General features: G+C 34.0%; 15 protein-coding genes. 3 read left to right on the top strand and 12 right to left on the bottom strand.

All coding sequences use genetic code 11. From position 1 onward, the window contains the following. Window positions 1-206: 206 nt before the first annotated feature. From MHI00_RS06105 to MHI00_RS06090, 4 genes are all read right to left on the bottom strand, one after another. Window positions 207-2,828 (bottom strand): cation-translocating P-type ATPase, encoded by a 2,622-nt coding sequence (locus MHI00_RS06105; RefSeq protein ID WP_341112004.1) that lies wholly within the window; start codon window positions 2,826-2,828, stop codon window positions 207-209. Window positions 2,829-3,056: 228 nt separating this feature from the next. Continuing rightward, a complete protein-coding gene (locus MHI00_RS06100) occupies window positions 3,057-3,947 on the bottom strand; it encodes a GNAT family N-acetyltransferase (protein WP_341112001.1) in 891 nt (296 codons plus the stop codon). Between the two features lie 323 nt (window positions 3,948-4,270). After that, window positions 4,271-4,900 (bottom strand): nitroreductase family protein, encoded by a 630-nt coding sequence (locus MHI00_RS06095; RefSeq protein WP_341111998.1) that lies wholly within the window; start codon window positions 4,898-4,900, stop codon window positions 4,271-4,273. A 29-nt stretch (window positions 4,901-4,929) separates the two neighbouring features. Then, a complete protein-coding gene (locus MHI00_RS06090; RefSeq protein WP_202882771.1) occupies window positions 4,930-5,370 on the bottom strand; it encodes a MarR family winged helix-turn-helix transcriptional regulator in 441 nt (146 codons plus the stop codon). A 206-nt stretch (window positions 5,371-5,576) separates the two neighbouring features. Between MHI00_RS06090 and MHI00_RS06085 the strand changes: the two genes are divergently transcribed. After that, the gene (locus MHI00_RS06085; RefSeq protein WP_315529265.1) at window positions 5,577-6,056 is read left to right on the top strand and encodes an RNA polymerase sigma factor; all 480 of its coding nucleotides are present in this window, start codon (window positions 5,577-5,579) and stop codon (window positions 6,054-6,056) included. Further along, window positions 6,057-7,025, top strand: a complete 969-nt coding sequence (locus MHI00_RS06080; RefSeq protein ID WP_317913807.1) for a sigma factor regulator N-terminal domain-containing protein — start codon at window positions 6,057-6,059, stop codon at window positions 7,023-7,025. 84 nt (window positions 7,026-7,109) lie between these two features. Here the strand turns inward: MHI00_RS06080 and MHI00_RS06075 are convergent, their stop codons facing one another. From MHI00_RS06075 to phnC, 4 genes are all read right to left on the bottom strand, one after another. Next, a complete protein-coding gene (locus tag MHI00_RS06075; protein WP_341111987.1) occupies window positions 7,110-8,672 on the bottom strand; it encodes a bifunctional metallophosphatase/5'-nucleotidase in 1,563 nt (520 codons plus the stop codon). A 65-nt stretch (window positions 8,673-8,737) separates the two neighbouring features. After that, complete coding sequence (gene phnE, locus MHI00_RS06070; RefSeq protein WP_029451093.1) at window positions 8,738-9,529, bottom strand: phosphonate ABC transporter, permease protein PhnE; 792 nt, start codon at window positions 9,527-9,529, stop codon at window positions 8,738-8,740. Further along, entirely contained in the window at window positions 9,526-10,314 is a 789-nt protein-coding gene (gene phnE / locus MHI00_RS06065) for a phosphonate ABC transporter, permease protein PhnE (RefSeq protein ID WP_010050783.1), read from the bottom strand. Before phnE (MHI00_RS06065) ends, phnE (MHI00_RS06070) begins: the two co-directional genes overlap by 4 nt. After that, entirely contained in the window at window positions 10,311-11,108 is a 798-nt protein-coding gene (phnC, locus tag MHI00_RS06060; RefSeq protein WP_010050781.1) for a phosphonate ABC transporter ATP-binding protein, read from the bottom strand. The genes phnE (MHI00_RS06065) and phnC overlap by 4 nt, the downstream gene beginning before the upstream one ends. 389 nt (window positions 11,109-11,497) lie before the next feature. On the opposite strand from phnC, the gene MHI00_RS06055 reads away from it, so the two are divergent. Continuing rightward, window positions 11,498-12,250, top strand: a complete 753-nt coding sequence (locus tag MHI00_RS06055) for a DeoR/GlpR family DNA-binding transcription regulator (RefSeq protein ID WP_010050779.1) — start codon at window positions 11,498-11,500, stop codon at window positions 12,248-12,250. 400 nt (window positions 12,251-12,650) lie between these two features. On the opposite strand, the gene MHI00_RS06050 is transcribed toward MHI00_RS06055, so the two are convergent. The 4 genes from MHI00_RS06050 to MHI00_RS06035 form a co-directional block, all read right to left on the bottom strand. Then, a complete protein-coding gene (locus tag MHI00_RS06050; protein ID WP_015076864.1) occupies window positions 12,651-13,013 on the bottom strand; it encodes a DUF1048 domain-containing protein in 363 nt (120 codons plus the stop codon). A gap of 1 nt (window position 13,014) precedes the next feature. Then, window positions 13,015-13,347, bottom strand: a complete 333-nt coding sequence (locus MHI00_RS06045) for a PadR family transcriptional regulator (protein ID WP_010050775.1) — start codon at window positions 13,345-13,347, stop codon at window positions 13,015-13,017. 451 nt (window positions 13,348-13,798) lie between these two features. Next, window positions 13,799-15,193 carry a M24 family metallopeptidase gene (locus tag MHI00_RS06040; protein WP_341111978.1) on the bottom strand — a complete coding sequence of 465 codons (1,395 nt, stop codon included), beginning with the start codon at window positions 15,191-15,193 and terminating at the stop codon, window positions 13,799-13,801. Between the two features lie 3 nt (window positions 15,194-15,196). Then, window positions 15,197-15,964, bottom strand: a complete 768-nt coding sequence (locus MHI00_RS06035; RefSeq protein ID WP_057000738.1) for a DeoR/GlpR family DNA-binding transcription regulator — start codon at window positions 15,962-15,964, stop codon at window positions 15,197-15,199. Window positions 15,965-16,139: the final 175 nt, after the last annotated feature.

The raw sequence follows: 16,139 nt of genomic DNA, 5'->3' as shown, positions 1-16,139 counted from the left end.
TTTTCATTATATTTTGCTTTATTCCTTGTTAAATACACACTCAACTAAATTCTTATTAACTTAAATTTTAGCATGGCCACTCTATTTTGTCGTGATTTAATTTTTACTAAATATGCAAAAAAATTAAAAGCAATCGTATGTATCCATTGATAAACTTCAATTAAATCAAAAAAGTTGCCCCTAATTTGAAGGCAACTTTTTCTTTATTATTTTTTTGTAAAAAAGTTTTTTTGAATTTCAACGAATACAAGAGGTGACATGGCTAACACAAAAGAAATAATCCAGTGCGTTAAGCTCATTGGCACTAAAAAGAAAATCGTTGCTAAACTAGGAATTAAAGCTAAACCTAAAATAATTAACATTGATCCAAGTGCACTATAAAACAGTCTAGGATTAGATAAAATACCCACTTTAAAAATGGATTTATCACTTCGGACATTGAAGATATGCGCAACTGATGACCATGCTAAAATCACAAATGACATCGTCATTCCTACTTCATAACTTGCCCCAATACTGCTACTAACCGTCACAAATTGACCAATATAAAAACCAATCAAGGTTACAATTGTAAAGACTACAGCTTGCGTTCCAACTTTCTTGCCTAAACCATTTGCGAAAATACCAGCATCTTTACGAATCGGTTTTCTATTCATAATATCAGCATCTGGTTTTTCAAGGCTTAACCAAAATCCTGGAATACCATCTGAAACAACGTTAATTAATAATAATTGTACGGCTACAACTGGAACTCCCCAGCCTAAAATTACCGCGATTAACATGATGAATATTTGTGAAAAATTCGTACTTAATAAGAAATAAATAGTTTTACGAATATTTTCATAAGCTGTTCGTCCTTCTGCAACTGCATCAACAATTGTAGCGAAATTATCATCCGTTAAAATCATATCCGCAGCATTTTTAGAAACATCTGTACCTGTAATTCCCATTGCAATCCCAACATCTGCCGCTTTCAATGCAGGCGCATCATTGACTCCATCACCTGTCATTGCAACAATTTCACCATTGGCTTGCCAAGCTTGAACGATTCTAATTTTATCTTCAGGACTGACACGAGCATAAACGGAAACATCTCGAACTTTTGCTTCTAATTCAGCTTGGTTCATCTTATCCAAATCTTGCCCAGTAATAGCTAAATCGCCTTCTTCTAAGATGCCAATTTCTTTTGCAATAGCTGATGCAGTCACAATATGATCCCCAGTAATCATGACTGTCTTAATCCCAGCTTTTTTAGCTGCTAATACGGCAGGACGACTTTCTGGTCGTGGTGGATCAATCATTCCAACCATACCTAGAAAGATTAAATCATGCTCTAAAGCTTCTGCGGTTAATTCTGTTGGCATTGTATCAAATGTTTGAAACGCAGCTGAAATAACTCGCAGTGCATCTTCAGCAAACTCATCATGAACCCGTTTAGCTTCATTTAATAATTCAGGGCTAAAGGTTACTGGAATTCGATCAAAGGCTCCTTTGGTAATTGCTATATATCCATTATCAGTTTTATGAATAGTCGTCATCAATTTACGCTCTGAATCAAATGGCAATTCAAAAACACGGGGGTACTTTTCTTCCAAACTCGCTTTGGTAATGCCTTTTGCTTGTAGTAAGCCGATAATAGCCGACTCCGTTGGATCGCCCATAATTTGTTCCTTTTCCTCAATCAATTCAACTGTCGCATTGTTCGAAATACTCAACAACTCTAATAATTGATTTTCTTCATTTGTGAAAAGTTCATTAACTGATTTAGGCAACGCATTAGCTGCCCAAATTTTTTGAACTTGCATTTTATTTTGTGTTAGCGTCCCTGTCTTATCTGAACAGATGACAGAGGTGTTTCCAATTGTTTCTACAGCAGGAATACGGCGAATAATCGTATTCTTCTTGACCATATTCTTAACACCATACGTTAGTGTCAGTGTTACAATAACTGGTAATGTTTCAGGAACAGCTGCTACTGATAACGAAATAGCTACCATCAACATCTCAATCATTGTTTCACCATGAATCAAAACACCAATTCCGAAAATTAAAATTCCAGCAACTATAGCTACTAAACTTAAACGTTTAGCTAATTCTTTTAAGCGGATTTGTAAGGGTGTTTTTAACTTAGTTGTATTGTTGATTAAACTGGCAATTTTCCCCATTTCGGTGTCCATACCTGTTTCAACTACTATCGCTTTTGCACGTCCATTGGTCACTAAACAACCCGAATAAACCATATTTAAGCGATCTCCTAAAGGTACATCTTCCGTTATAGTCAAATTTCCGTCTTTTTCAACAGGTAAACTTTCGCCTGTCAAAGCGGATTCTTCTACTTGTAAACTGCTACTTTCAATAATTCGTGCATCTGCTGGGACTAAATCTCCTGCTTGCAACTCAATAATATCACCTGGTACTAATTCTTTGGCGTCAATCGGTTTTCTGACACCACTTCGAATCACTGTAGTTAAATGAGCATTCATATTTTTCAGAGCATCTAGTGCCTTTTCCGCACTATTTTCCTGATAAATCCCTAGAACTATATTTAAAACCACAATAGCTAAAATAACAATTACTTTAGCCCAACCATACCCGGTTGTTAAAGCTAAATACGCTGAAATAGCTGCAGCAACTAACAAAATAATTGTTGTGATTTCAGCTAAGTGATGTCCTACCTTTTCTAAAGTAGTCTCCTTTTTGCCTTCCTCAAATTCATTTGTACCATATTTCTTTTGTTTTTCCAAAATACTTGCATCATCCATGCCTTTGACTTCATTTGAACCTAATTTTTTCACGATCTCAGCAATTGATTCTTTGACCCATAACATAGTATTACCCCCTCTGACAAAATACTACAGTTCTCAAAAAAACACCTTTTTATAAAGGTAAGCCTGATTGAAATCTAGTTCACCAGTCTCTTCTTTAGTGACTCTATTGAAGCAGTCCTCTACATTAGATTACACTATTTTAAAGCTCTCGTAAAACAAGAACCCCCAAAACTTACAAAAGAAAGTTCAGTTACAATTTACTTCATTCATTTCTTACTTAAATTGACATTACGCATGAGAAATTTGAGGAAATTTAAACTGACTCGGCCAGTTCATTTGAAGCGGTTTAACAAATAAAGTATCATCATTATCAACGGATGGTGTTACATCAATTTTATCCATCCAATCTTCATCTGGCATAAAATGAAATTCTACTTTTTCAAATGTAAATTCTTGTTCAATTTCGTGTAAAAACTCATCTAGTTTAAGTTTTCCAGTCGTCAGAATATCAAAAATATCCAATTTACCTGCTTCACAGCTTGCTAAAATAATACTATCTAAAGAAGGTAGATAATAAATAGCATCTGCTAATGCTGTATGATAATAAAACCATTCTAGATGCTCCATAGTTAAAATTTGGAACTCTTGATTTATAGATACTCTATTAGCTATTAACCTTTGGATAAGCTGATGATGTGCTTGATTTTGACTGTCTACTTTTTCTACTGAACTTGAATTTATTTTCTTTTCCGACTGATAATTTAGAGTATAACAACTTTCAATTTGCTTTTTATAGCCAAATTTTGGATAAAAATCTAAGACTTGTTCATTTGCAAATAAGTAAAATCCTCCCATTTTATCTTGGTAATCTGCTTCAATTTTTTTTATTAATTCACGAATTAACCCTTGATTTTGATAGTCTGGATGCGTCATGACTGTGCCAATTTGAATCATTGGATAGCTCTCACCTTGATAACGTATTTGCATATGGTTGATGGAAACATTCGCGATAACTTCATTTTTAGCGAGGTAAGAATAACATTGATAGTTTTCGTTCCATGCTCCAAGTTGATACCAAGCCTCAAAATTAAAGCCGTATGTTCGTTCTACAAGTTGGTTAAAAGAATTTCGATAGTTTTCTTGTTCTTTATAATCTTTGATAAATTGATAATCTTTCATTGCTTTTCCTTTCTTATTCCTAAATTTATACTCATTAAAAAAACAATATTGCTTCTTAACTCTACTGCAAAATGTAATTATTTTTAAATTAACTATTTATATTGCTTCCTTAAAATAAACTATTCTCTTTTTTAATTGAAGTTATTTTATTCATTTGAGAAGCGTTTCATTTATTATACCAAATTATCGTTTGAATTGACTGATAAGTTTATTAGATAGGAGGAAACAAAAAAAAACAGTTCGCTACACTTACAATTGTAGCAAACTGTTTTTCTTCAAGAATTTAATGTCTAAGCCAACATTTTAAAAGTTAAACAACTTTTTTATTTCCAAGTCGTAAATTTTTCGATTGGCAAACGAATAGAATCGTAGCCTGTCTCAACTGCTTTTCCTATTGAAACAATCATTACTGGTACATAACGTTCAGGGTCTAAATCAAGTGCTTCCGCTAGTTGATCTGCTTCAAATCCACCAATAGGATTCGTTTCATATCCGTGGGTACGTGCTACAAGCATCAATTGCATTGCCGCTAAACTGGCATCAATTTGAACGATTTCATTCATTTTCTCTTTTGATAAATTTTGGTAAAGAGGCATAATAGCAGCTAATTGTTGCTCTTTAACTTCTTCCATCATTTTTCCTTCTGCTACTGCTGTCTCATAAATTTCTGGTCCATATTCATAGCATTCTAAATCTCCAAAAATAACAATCATTGCTGCTGAAGTTTCATTTTGACGAGTATTAAAACGGACTAATGGAAGTAGTTTAGCTTTTGCTTCATCACTTTCCGCCACAACAAACCGCCATGGTTGCATGTTCACAGATGATGGTGCCAATGTTGCTTCGGTCAATATTTCGGTCATCTCTTCTTTTGATATCTTGACTGATGGGTCGTAAGCTCTCACTGATTTGCGTCCTTTGATGACTTCTTTTAAACTCGTATTTGTTTTCATTTCATTCGCTTCTTTCTATTCTCTATTTTTTAATTTATTGTACTGATATTTTGAGAGATTTTCTCTACTATCCCTGTTAATTCTTTTCTTTGCTCGTTAGTAATACCTTGGTATACTTGTTCTAATGTGTCCACAGTCTTTGATTGGCAGGCTTGCATTCTTGTTAATCCAATAGGAGTAATTTGAACATAAACTTCTCTATTATTTTGAGAATTACGTTCTCGAACGATGCACTTTTCTTCTTCAAGTTTCTTTAGATGACGCGTAACAGCAGCTGGATCAATCTTTAATGCTCTCTGTAAGTCACCTTGTAAAACTCGTTCTTTTTTCGCCAAAATATGCATTATTTCATAACGAGTTAAACTGCATTCTGTTCTTTTCTCAAAACAAAGGTTCATTTGATTGCTTAAATTTTTTAATAAAAAAAATAGCTCTTCTGATTGTTTTTCTTGATTATTCACCTTCTTCATTCCTTTCTTTTGATTAGTCCATAAATGACTCGTCCATCGTTGACTTGTCAATAGTAACTCAATTTGATAAAAATGGCAACTAAATTATTTATAATTAGATAACTTTTTTGAGAAAAGCATTATTTCACCTGAAAACAAATAAAGTCATATAAATTTTGCAACTAAATTTAAATTCGTTCGTTTTATTTATGAGAGGAGTTGAAAATGTGAAAATCTATCAGTATGAAGATAGGTTAATCCAACTGTCAAAAGAATTGATTTTTTATTTGATTAAAACGGGTTCTACTAAAGAAGATGCGCAAGATATTGCCCAAGAAGTCTTTGTAAAAATACTTGAAACCGAACTTATCCTTCCAGTGGATAAGGTTAGAGCTTGGATGTACCGCGTTGCTATTAGAAAGTATTTAGATTTATATCGACGTAAAAAACGTTATTCTGAAATTATTGAAGAAAATTTTTTATCTTTGCCTAATTGGCAACTTCAAACTGAACAAAATGAACTTCTATATACCGCTTTAAATCAATTAGATCCTTCTAGTGCTTCTTTATTAATTATGAAATACGAACAAGAACTCTCTATTAAAGAAATGATGAGCATTCTAGATGCTAGCGAAAGTAAAATAAAATCAGATTTATTTCGCGCACGAAAAAAATTAGTTCAAATCCTTGAGAAAGAAGGCTATTAAATGGAAAACACTGACAATTTAGATCAACAATTTAAAACCTTAGCTCGAAAAACGAAGAGAAAACGCTGGCTAATCACGATTTTAATTTCGTTCATCGTCTCACTTTTTGTGGTTTTTGGCAGCTATAAACTAACACAATTTTTTGCTAAAAAAAGTTACCTCAAATTAGATCAACAATTTGAATTGGTTGCTGATGTTGCCTCTCCAAATATCCATTCTGATTCACGTTACATTTCTTTGAGTAATGTATTGGGCGGTACCCTGGTTAGTAATCGCTATAAAAATGTGAATGGTTATCAAATTCCTTGGGAGCAAAAACAAGGCAGTTATGATTGGATTACTTACTCAGCAGATAGCGGAACAGATGCTGTTGTTGAAATTTCCAATGATCAACAAATAGTTGGTTATAGAAATAAAGCAACTCGTAATAAAATTCCAGTTTTCTTCAATCCGCATGCAAAAGACTCTTTGATTCCAGCTTCAAATGAGGCCCAGTCTTTAAAAGACATGCCTAATCATCTAGCTGAAGTTGGGATTACTTTTGATAAACCTTATACCTATCAAGAAATTCAAAAAATGATTCCAAAAAACTTATTAATCAACTGGTATTGGATTGGAACAAACGCTCATTTCGATACAACTGTATTAAGTTCTTATCTAGGGATTAACGCTAATGAAAAAAATGGTTCTTTAACAAAAAGTGACTATAACCACTTCATTAAAAAATTGAATAAGGCTAATAAACAGATGGGTTATCAATTAAATAATGATGCTGTTTCTTACTCTCTTTACGAAGATGGTGTTGCTGTTACTGAAGAACACTCAACTCTTGAGACAGCTAAATTTAGCGGAATTATTTTAAGTGGTTCGACCGAAAACTTTAAATCTTTAGAAAACAAACCATGGCTTTATGCTTCATCTGTTGGGATTGTCATTGAAAAAGTTCCTTTTATCCAACCAACTAAATAAAAGAACCTCAACAAACCAATAGTTTATGATGCTATAACAACAAGAAAAGAGCCACACTGAAAAATCCAGCATGGCTCTTTTCTATTAATCAATAATCACATGAAAGTTTTGGTTGGTTGTTGCTTCAATGACGGGATGCTCAACTAAATAATCGGCAATTAATTCTGTCATATCAGTTTGGACTTCACGAATAATCTTACTTGCATCATACATACCGTAGTCCCCACCACCTACTGCTCGATATTGATTAGCGGTAACTTCAAGACTATCTGTTGGTCGTACTGGCTGACCATGATACATTAATTTTTCAATACGTTGACCAATTGGATTTTTTACGTTAATCGTATAATCAACGCCTTCATACATATCATAGTTATAGTACTGCGGCTTAGGATTAATGAATTCTGGATTAATCCCTATTGATCCATCCTTTTCTATTTGGAAAAAGGCAGCAGATCGCTCTAAAGCGGCTTTTAAATCAGCACCAGATACATTTAAAACAGCTAATGTATTCGGATAAATGTAATTTGTAACTACATCGCGCATTGTAATGATTTCTCCAAATCCTTTTCCTTCATTATTAAACAAGGCGGTTCCCGAAATATCCGTTCCAGTAGCTGCCATTTGCACTTTCTGAATAAATTCGACATATGGATGCTCAACCATTCTCGCTTGATTAGAATCTTTAATTGTCATATCTCCTGAAACTTTTCCTAATGGTTGATCCAACCAATCTTCAACTTCCTCAGAAATTGAAGCAATTTGCTTCATAATGGTTTCATCTGGCAAAGCCTCACCTGTTGCAATCAGACTAGCTTCTCCGGTCTTGACTTTAAAACCAGTGGCGTTTTTTTCTAAATCTAATTTGATTTCTCCCACATATTCTCCACGAAATCCAGGTTGAATTACAGGTACACCATTAATTTGTGTCGCAATTACGCGGTGTTGATGTCCAGTAATTAATGCATCAATTCCAGAAACTTCCATCAATAATTGATAGGCTTCATTTTCACCGGTTAGTACTTCTGTTGGTTTTCCTGTTTCTAAATCTTTTTCAAACCCACCATGGTAACTAACAATCACTACATCAGCTAGCTGGCGTAACTTAGGCACATATTCTTTTGCTGTTTCAACAATACTTTTAAAGCTTAAGCCTTTAATATGATCAGGGTGTTCCCAATTTGGAATGTATTGAGTTGTCAAACCAAGAATAGCTATTTTAACGCCCTCTTTTTCAATAATTTCATAGGCATTGCCAAATGCAGGCTTTCCTGCCTCATTGAGTATATTGGCACAAATAACAGGATAATTCACAGCTTGGATTGCTTTTTTTAAATAATCGGTTCCATAATTAAACTCATGATTTCCTAACAAACCGACATCGTAACCAATTGTATTTAGTGTCGCCATCAAATCAGTTGGATCTTCTGTTTTACGTCTTTTAGCAATATAATAACTTAACGGTGAACCTTGGATAAAATCGCCATTTTCAATTAAAATAACTGGTCCTTGGGCTTTTTTTTGTTCCTCTTTTAAAATCGTCGCTACCTTGGCAACGCCAAAAGGTAAATCTTGCTGACGACTGCCAAAATTACTCGGTAGAATATAGCCATGCAAATCGCTTGTTGCTAAAATTGTTAATTCCATTTTTATTTACCCCTCCAGATTTATTTAGAAAAGAGAGGCTGAGACACTAGTTCTCAACCTCTTTTTTAAACTAATTTTTTCCGTAAAGCTCCTGAAATCAAATCGATACAGGTAACCATTACAATAATTCCAATTAAGATAATCCCCACACGATCCCATGAACGCGCATCAATAGCAAAAATCATCGGTGTTCCGATTCCTCCAGCTCCAACAATCCCAAGAATAGAAGCTGAACGAACAGCCAATTCAAAGCGGTATAGAGTATAAGAAATAAATTCAGGAACTAACTGAGGCAATGTAGCAAAAAATAGCACATTGACTTTGCTTCCGCCAGCACTAGTCACTGATTCACCAGGACCTTGATCCATGTTCTCAATTGCTTCGCTGTACAGTTTTGCTAGCATCCCGATAGAATGAATACTGACAGCTAAAACCCCGGCAAATGAGCCCGGTCCAACTGTTTTGATAAACATAATAGCTAGAACAATTTCTGGAAATGTTCTAATTGCAGTTAAAACGAATTTCCCACTAGTTGAAATAACACGGTTGCTTTTTTTGTTCCGTGCTGCCCAAAAAGCAAAAGGTAAACTTAGGATTGCCGAGATAAAGGTTCCTAAAAAAGCAATGGCAATAGTTTGAATTAACATACTGATTAAATCTTCTCCATCACCCGTATAAACATATGCCCAATCAGGATGAAAAAGACCATCTAGAATCGATTTCGTTACCGTTCCAGCAGAATCTTTTATCCCATCAAAAGACGTTCCAGTGAATGCCCAGAAATAAATAAGTGCAATCATAATGATCAATGCGGCTGTTTTGTATCTATTTTTCTTTGGTTGAGTTGGCAACATTATAGTAATCTCTCCCTTAACTTGTTACTGATAGTATCGATTACTAATACCACCGCAAAAATAACTAAGACAATAATCGCAGTTCGATCATATCTGAATTGACTTAATGAACGTTGTAAATAAATTCCAATCCCACCTGCTCCAATATAACCTAATACGGTTGAAGCTCGGACATTAATTTCAAATGCATACAATAAATAACTAAAAAAATGACTACTTACTTGTGGAAAAATAGCATAGCGAATAATTTGCATTTTATTAGCGCCAGAGGCTGTTAAAGCTTCAACAGGTCCTTCGTCAATAGTTTCAATTGCTTCGTAAAAAAGTTTTGAAATCATCCCAAATGAGAAGATTGACAAGGTAATAATTCCGGCTACAGGTCCAATTCCAACAATTGCCACAAAGACAGCGGCTAACATTAAATCAGGAATTGTACGAATAATATTTAAGATAAAACGCAAAATACCATTGATAAATTTATTTTTTACAATCGTACGTGCGGCTAATAATGAAAACGGTAATGCGACAATTGCACCAAAAGTTGTTCCTAAAATAGCCATACGAATGGTTTCTAGTAAGGGTTCAATCACAACCTCAACATAGCTCCAGTCAGGACTAGCCATTTTTTTCAAAATAACTGTCATCTGGTTTCCATTGGTAAAAAGCTTGGACATATCAACGCCAGACAAATTTGCACTATAGATAAAAGCAACTAGAAATAAGCCTAACCAAATTAAGTTTTTTAGTTTACTTTTTCCTTTTGGCAATAAGTTGGATTCTGTGTTCATACAACAGCCTCCTCATTTGCCTCAAGTATTTTCTCGCCATATATCCCGCGTAAGGTTTCATCTGTCGCCTCTGCAACGGAGCCATCAAAGACAACTTGACCATCACGCAACCCAATAATTCTTGAACCATATTGGCGTGCTAATTCAACCGAATGCAAGTTAACTACAATTGTAATACCTAATTCTTGGTTGATACGACTTAAATCGTCCATCACCTTTTCTGTTGTTAAAGGATCCAAAGAAGCAACAGGCTCATCCGCTAAAATAATCTTCGGCTCTTGTGTTAGTGCTCTAGCAATTGAAACACGTTGCTGTTGTCCGCCAGATAATTCATCTGCTCTGGTATAGACTTTTTCTGCCAAATTAACCCGTTGTAAAGCTTCATAGGCTAATTGTTTATCTTCCTTAGGGAAAAGACCAAACATAGTACTAAGTGTTGAATGATACGCCACTCGACCAGTTAAAACATTTCGTAAAACACTTGAACGTTTTACAAGATTAAAGCTCTGAAAAATCATTCCAATATCGCGACGGATTAAGCGCAAATTCTTTCCTTTAGCGCGAGTGATTGATTGTCCATCAATTTCAATATCTCCAGAAGTGATTTCATGCAATCGATTTATTGCTCGTAACATCGTACTTTTTCCAGCACCAGAAAGACCAACAACAATTACAAATTCACCTTTTTCTATCTCAATATTTAAATCTTTCAAACCTTGAACACCATTAGGATATACCTTACTCACATTCTTAAAAGAAATGATTGATGTCTTTTGTTCTGCAGTAGCTGCCATTCTGCTTGGTCCCCCATCTATATAATAATTATTAATATGAATTTTCTGCCTATCAGCAAGATAAACTCAAAATCATTATAACAAATTCTCCGCCATCAATCAGTACATTTTTAATTATTTCTGACATTTGCTAAAATGTTTTACGTAAAACCTTGATTCTATCAAGTTAGGTAGATTTAAAATGGCATTTAAGGATGTAAATTTAGATAATTCTGAATCTTTAGAGGTAGACTAACTTTTGAATTTTCACTTACTTTGCTACCACGATAAATCTCGGTAGTTATTTTTAATACTGCATTAAAACCTTTCACTTAACAGCTAAAATAATGAAGTTTTAATGATTTATTGCTATAATTGATTCAACTAGACTGACTATAGGAGAATCTGCCATGTTAAAATCACAACGTATCCAAAAAATTAAAGAGTATGTCAATGCTCACCAAACCGTCTCTTTAGATAAACTTATGGAAGAATTTCAAGTTTCTAAAAATACAATCCGCCGAGATGTACAGTATTTAGTGCGGAATGAAGAACTAAAAAAAGTTTATGGAGGTGTTTCAACCATCCATTCTGAACTAATTCCATACACTGAAAGAGCAGATAAAAACCAGTCAAAAAAACAAAAGATTGCTGAATTAGCTGCAACTTTCATCAAAAATGGCGATGTTATTTTTTTAGACTCTGGAACAACAACTTCTGAACTAATTCCTTTTATTAAACACTTAGATTTAACCATTGTCACCAATAATATCACAATTATTGTCGAGTGCTTGGCTTATGAAAATCTAACTGTTTTTTCGACTGGTGGGATGTTGGAACGCAAAACAAATTCCTTTGCGGGGTTTAAAAGTCTTGAGCTATTAAAAAGTTATAACATTAACAAAGCTTTTATGGCGGCAACTGGAATTTCTATTTCAAATGGAGTAACAAACTCCTCACCTTCTGAAAGCAGCATCAAAACGACAGTCGTTGAACGTAGCTCAGAAGTTTTTCTACTGGTCGACGACAGTAAATTTGATCGTTACGCCTTAACCACCTATTGTGATTTAAAAACAATTCCAATGATTATTACTAATGAAGAACCAAACGAACATTATATGACGTACGGAAAAGAACATGGTGTAACTTTTTTATATGACTAATCCATTTATTCTTCAAACTAAAAAGCGCCAAATCATTGGCGTTTTTTAGTTTGTTTACAAAACTTTTTCTACTGCTTACTTTTTCACTGGTAGACACCAATTAAATCAAACTCTACCAAGTCTATATGATCTAAATTCTTTTGCTTCTCGAAATATTGCTGGTTTTCAAACTTTATGTACTAAAAAAATCACAACTGGTTAGTGTGATTTTTTAGCTTCTTATAGATACAACCTATCAAAGTTATTTTTCAAAATAACTTTGATAGGTCAATAGTGCTGCAAATTGATCTGTTACAGAAATCAGATCTTCTACTTTGTGTAACAGTGAAACTCAAATCCATCAATACAGCTTACTTGCCATAGCTTTTATTCAAGTTTTTAACTTCAATAATTGGATGCATTATTTTTGTTTCTCTCTAAACTTTTTAATTTTCTTATTCATTTTGCTTTTACGATCTTCAATCCAAGTACTAGCAACTTCTCTAACGATTCCATCAGCAAATTCACCAACATCGTCCCCCGTTAAAGTAAAGACATCGACATTATTGGCTGCACCTTCTTCAAACATATCTAATAAATCGCTAAGAGCCTCCAATATTTTTTGGCCTGTAAAATCGGAAAAGGTCCACATATAATCTTGAATTTCCTTAAAAACAAATTTATAATCATCAGGCATTGCATCCACACGTTTAAGGTAAGCTTTATATTCTTTCTTTTCTTCACGCCAATTTTCAGTAACTCCAAATAATTTATATAGTTTCATCTTAATTCCCTCCCAAGTATTCTTTAATTGATGACATTTTTTCTGAAATAAAAGCCCAACGTTGCCAAAAACTTGCTAGCTCTTCCTGGCCTTTTTCATTCAAGGAATAGAATTTTCTAGCAGGTCCTTTTTCTGATGGCTTTTTCTCTACTGTCACAAAGCCCATTTTTTCAATACGAAGTAAAATAGTATAAACTGTTCCTTCGACAATATCAGTAAACCCTAGTTCATTTAATGTCTTTGTAATTTCGTACCCGTATGTTTCTTTATGGCTAATAATTTCCAATACCAATCCTTCTAAAATACCTTTTAGCATCTCTGTTAATTTATCCATATTTTTCCCACCACCTACTCTGTATTACTTAGTACATCTATATAGTAATAATAAGTACCTTGAAAGTCAACTACTTTGTTTCACTAAGTAGTGATATTTATCAAATGAAAAACAAAATTTTTAGATTACTTCGTTCCTTTTCTGATCAATGTATAGTTTGTTTCTGCGAAATGATCACAGTCCATCTTCGATGGATGTGTATCATGGTTCTAAGTTGCTAAAGCAACAAGAACCTCAACAAACCAACAGTTATGGATCACAGTCCATCTTTGATGGATGTGTATCATGGTTCTAAGTTGCTAAAGCAACAAGAACCTCTGTAAACCAACAGTTATGGATCACAGTCCATCTTCGATGGATGTGTATCATGGTTCTAAGTTGCTAAAGCAACAAGAACCATGATAAAAAGGATAGCTAAGAAAAAATTCTTAACTACCCTTTCAAAATAACCTTATTTACAATAAAAAGCCTGATCTTTCGCTAAATAAAATGGGCGTAAATAAGCAACAGTATTGGATAACGGCAAAACATCTGGACTTAAATGAATGTTTAATTCATTTTCTAGATAGCTTCTTCTTGTTGCAATGCGTTCCCATAAGGCTGGATACTGCTCTTTAATCTCCATTTGTAATTCTTGATCTGCAATTGCGATACACTCTTCAGCACTAACTCCAGTGTAACCTGCAATAGATGGAATAATGTCAATTTGGAAAATCATCCCACTTTTTAGTCTTTCTGTTGATCCTGAGTAGACTGGTGATGACATCCATTCTTCATCCGAAACTAAATGTCCTGGATTTAAATGCCAATTATAACTTGCTTTCGGGAAAACCTCTTCAACTAAATCGTATAATTCAGTGCCTTCCATGCCAATTTTAATGCCTTCCAACCAGCTTACAACAGCTTGATAATAAGGTTTTGCAACTCTATCCAAATAATCTTTTTGATTTTCTGGCAATTCTTTTTCTGAATGAATCACAAAACCAGCCCTGCTAGATAAACCACCCTTAAACGCTGTTGTTAGAGATAATGGATCGCCTAATTGAACTTTTTTATGTGTTGGATATAAATTTGCTTTTGCAAAACGTTGGCCTGCTGCTGCAATTGTAACGACTGAGTTAAATTGTCCTTCAGCGGTTAATAAATTCCCTAGTTCTGACTCTGTTACTCCACTGTCAACTGCATTCATCGCATTTAATATACAGGTAGAAGCCAAATTCGCACCATATTCATAATGAGCAATCTCGTTCGCATTATTGGTTGTCCTAACACCTTTCTCGCCACCAATAAATAAATACGTCGCATTCAGCAATTCAGCTTCTGGATGCTTGACCTTTTTCAATGCTTCCACAATAAAATAAGGTAAATCAAAATAGGTTGAAGGATTGCTATTCTTAGTCGTAAACATTTTCCAGCCAACCAAACCAATTTTTTTATTTTTATCTAAGCCTAATTCAGTAAATAAATCCTCTAATGGTTGCTCATTGTCCATCGGTTGATTCGGTAAAGAAAGCAACGGGCTATGTTTCAATGTCACTGGTACTCGTGAAAAAGCGGCCATTTTCAAGTTTTCATTGCCTAATATAACCGTGCATTCACCTGAATCTTCAACAATTAACAAACCTTCTTCAAAACGAGGAATAAAACCAGTTAGATATTCAAAATTACTGCCATGTTCTTTATCGGCATAAATGACCAATGTCTGGAATCCTTCTTTTTTCATTACGGCTAAAAGTTTGCTTTTACGCTCTACAATTGTTTCATCGGTTAATAAAGTTGGTGCTACATTTGAAAATAAAACCGGCTCATTAACTTTACCTAACACTATTTCTCTTTTATTTATCATAAACTATTCCTCTTCTCTAGTTAATAGTACTTCTACATTGCTTTTATTGAGACAATCCATTAATAATTCTTTTGGTTGTTTATCTGTAACTAAAATATCAATCTCAGATAATGAACAAATCTTAAAAAAACCAGTTGTATCCATTTTTGTATGATCGCAAAGGGCAATCACCTTACGTCCTTGAGCAATCATTTGTCTTTTGACTAATCCCTCTTCTTCAGTATGAATAAATAAACCTTCTTCAGATAAAGCAAAAACGCCTAATAATGTATAGTCAGGATTATATTGCTCAATCTTTTTAACTGTTTCAGTTCCTGATAAAAACAATTGATCTTTATGGAGTTTTCCCGGTAAAAGAGTAACCGAAGTTTTTTCATATTTTGCAAGTTCTATAGCCTGTGTTAAAGAATTTGTAATGGCATGTATGTCTTTATTTCCTAATTTTGAAATTGTCGCTTCGACAGTTGAAGATGAATCAAATAAGATACTTGAATGATCTTTAACAACCTCTGCAACCTTTTGCGCAATTTCCTCTTTCACATGATTAAGTTGACTTGCACGTTGTTGATACCCCATAATCAAAGCTTCTCGATTGGCTAAAACTGCCCCACCATGGATCCGTCTCACAATATTTTTTTGCTCTAATTTGATTAAGTCTCGTCTAATTGTATCCTTGGAAACAGACAAGTTTTCAGCCAAATAATCAATTGTAGCACTTCGATTTTCTTCAATGATTGTTGCTATTTTTTCTAGTCTCTCTTCGATTAACATCCTACTCTATCAACTCCTTTTGTCAACTTCTTATTAAGCTCTATCAAAATTCGAATAACAAATAGTCTCTCTTACTTCTATTTGTTTTAAATCTATTATTAATTTAACACACAATGCATTCTTTTGCAAATTAAATACCTAAAAACAGCAAATTGTTGCAAAAAAACAACAGCCT

Source organism: Carnobacterium sp. FSL E2-0243 (assembly GCF_038003605.1).
Taxonomy (GTDB): Bacteria; Bacillota; Bacilli; order Lactobacillales; family Carnobacteriaceae; genus Carnobacterium; species Carnobacterium maltaromaticum.
Note: the sequence above shows the minus strand (reverse complement) of the source record. Positions and strands in the feature narration are given on the sequence as shown.

Bases quoted from the DNA above. Each gene is read 5' to 3' on its own strand.
- MHI00_RS06105 (WP_341112004.1), bottom strand. From the start codon at position 2,828: ATGTTATGGGTCAAAGAATCAATTGCTGAGATCGTGAAAAAATTAGGT.
- MHI00_RS06100 (WP_341112001.1), bottom strand. From the start codon at position 3,947: ATGAAAGATTATCAATTTATCAAAGATTATAAAGAACAAGAAAACTAT.
- MHI00_RS06095 (WP_341111998.1), bottom strand. From the start codon at position 4,900: ATGAAAACAAATACGAGTTTAAAAGAAGTCATCAAAGGACGCAAATCA.
- MHI00_RS06090 (WP_202882771.1), bottom strand. From the start codon at position 5,370: ATGAAGAAGGTGAATAATCAAGAAAAACAATCAGAAGAGCTATTTTTT.
- MHI00_RS06080 (WP_317913807.1), top strand. From the start codon at position 6,057: ATGGAAAACACTGACAATTTAGATCAACAATTTAAAACCTTAGCTCGA.
- MHI00_RS06075 (WP_341111987.1), bottom strand. From the start codon at position 8,672: ATGGAATTAACAATTTTAGCAACAAGCGATTTGCATGGCTATATTCTA.
- phnE (WP_010050783.1), bottom strand. From the start codon at position 10,314: ATGAACACAGAATCCAACTTATTGCCAAAAGGAAAAAGTAAACTAAAA.
- phnC (WP_010050781.1), bottom strand. From the start codon at position 11,108: ATGGCAGCTACTGCAGAACAAAAGACATCAATCATTTCTTTTAAGAAT.
- MHI00_RS06055 (WP_010050779.1), top strand. From the start codon at position 11,498: ATGTTAAAATCACAACGTATCCAAAAAATTAAAGAGTATGTCAATGCT.
- MHI00_RS06050 (WP_015076864.1), bottom strand. From the start codon at position 13,013: ATGAAACTATATAAATTATTTGGAGTTACTGAAAATTGGCGTGAAGAA.
- MHI00_RS06045 (WP_010050775.1), bottom strand. From the start codon at position 13,347: ATGGATAAATTAACAGAGATGCTAAAAGGTATTTTAGAAGGATTGGTA.
- MHI00_RS06040 (WP_341111978.1), bottom strand. From the start codon at position 15,193: ATGATAAATAAAAGAGAAATAGTGTTAGGTAAAGTTAATGAGCCGGTT.
- MHI00_RS06035 (WP_057000738.1), bottom strand. From the start codon at position 15,964: ATGTTAATCGAAGAGAGACTAGAAAAAATAGCAACAATCATTGAAGAA.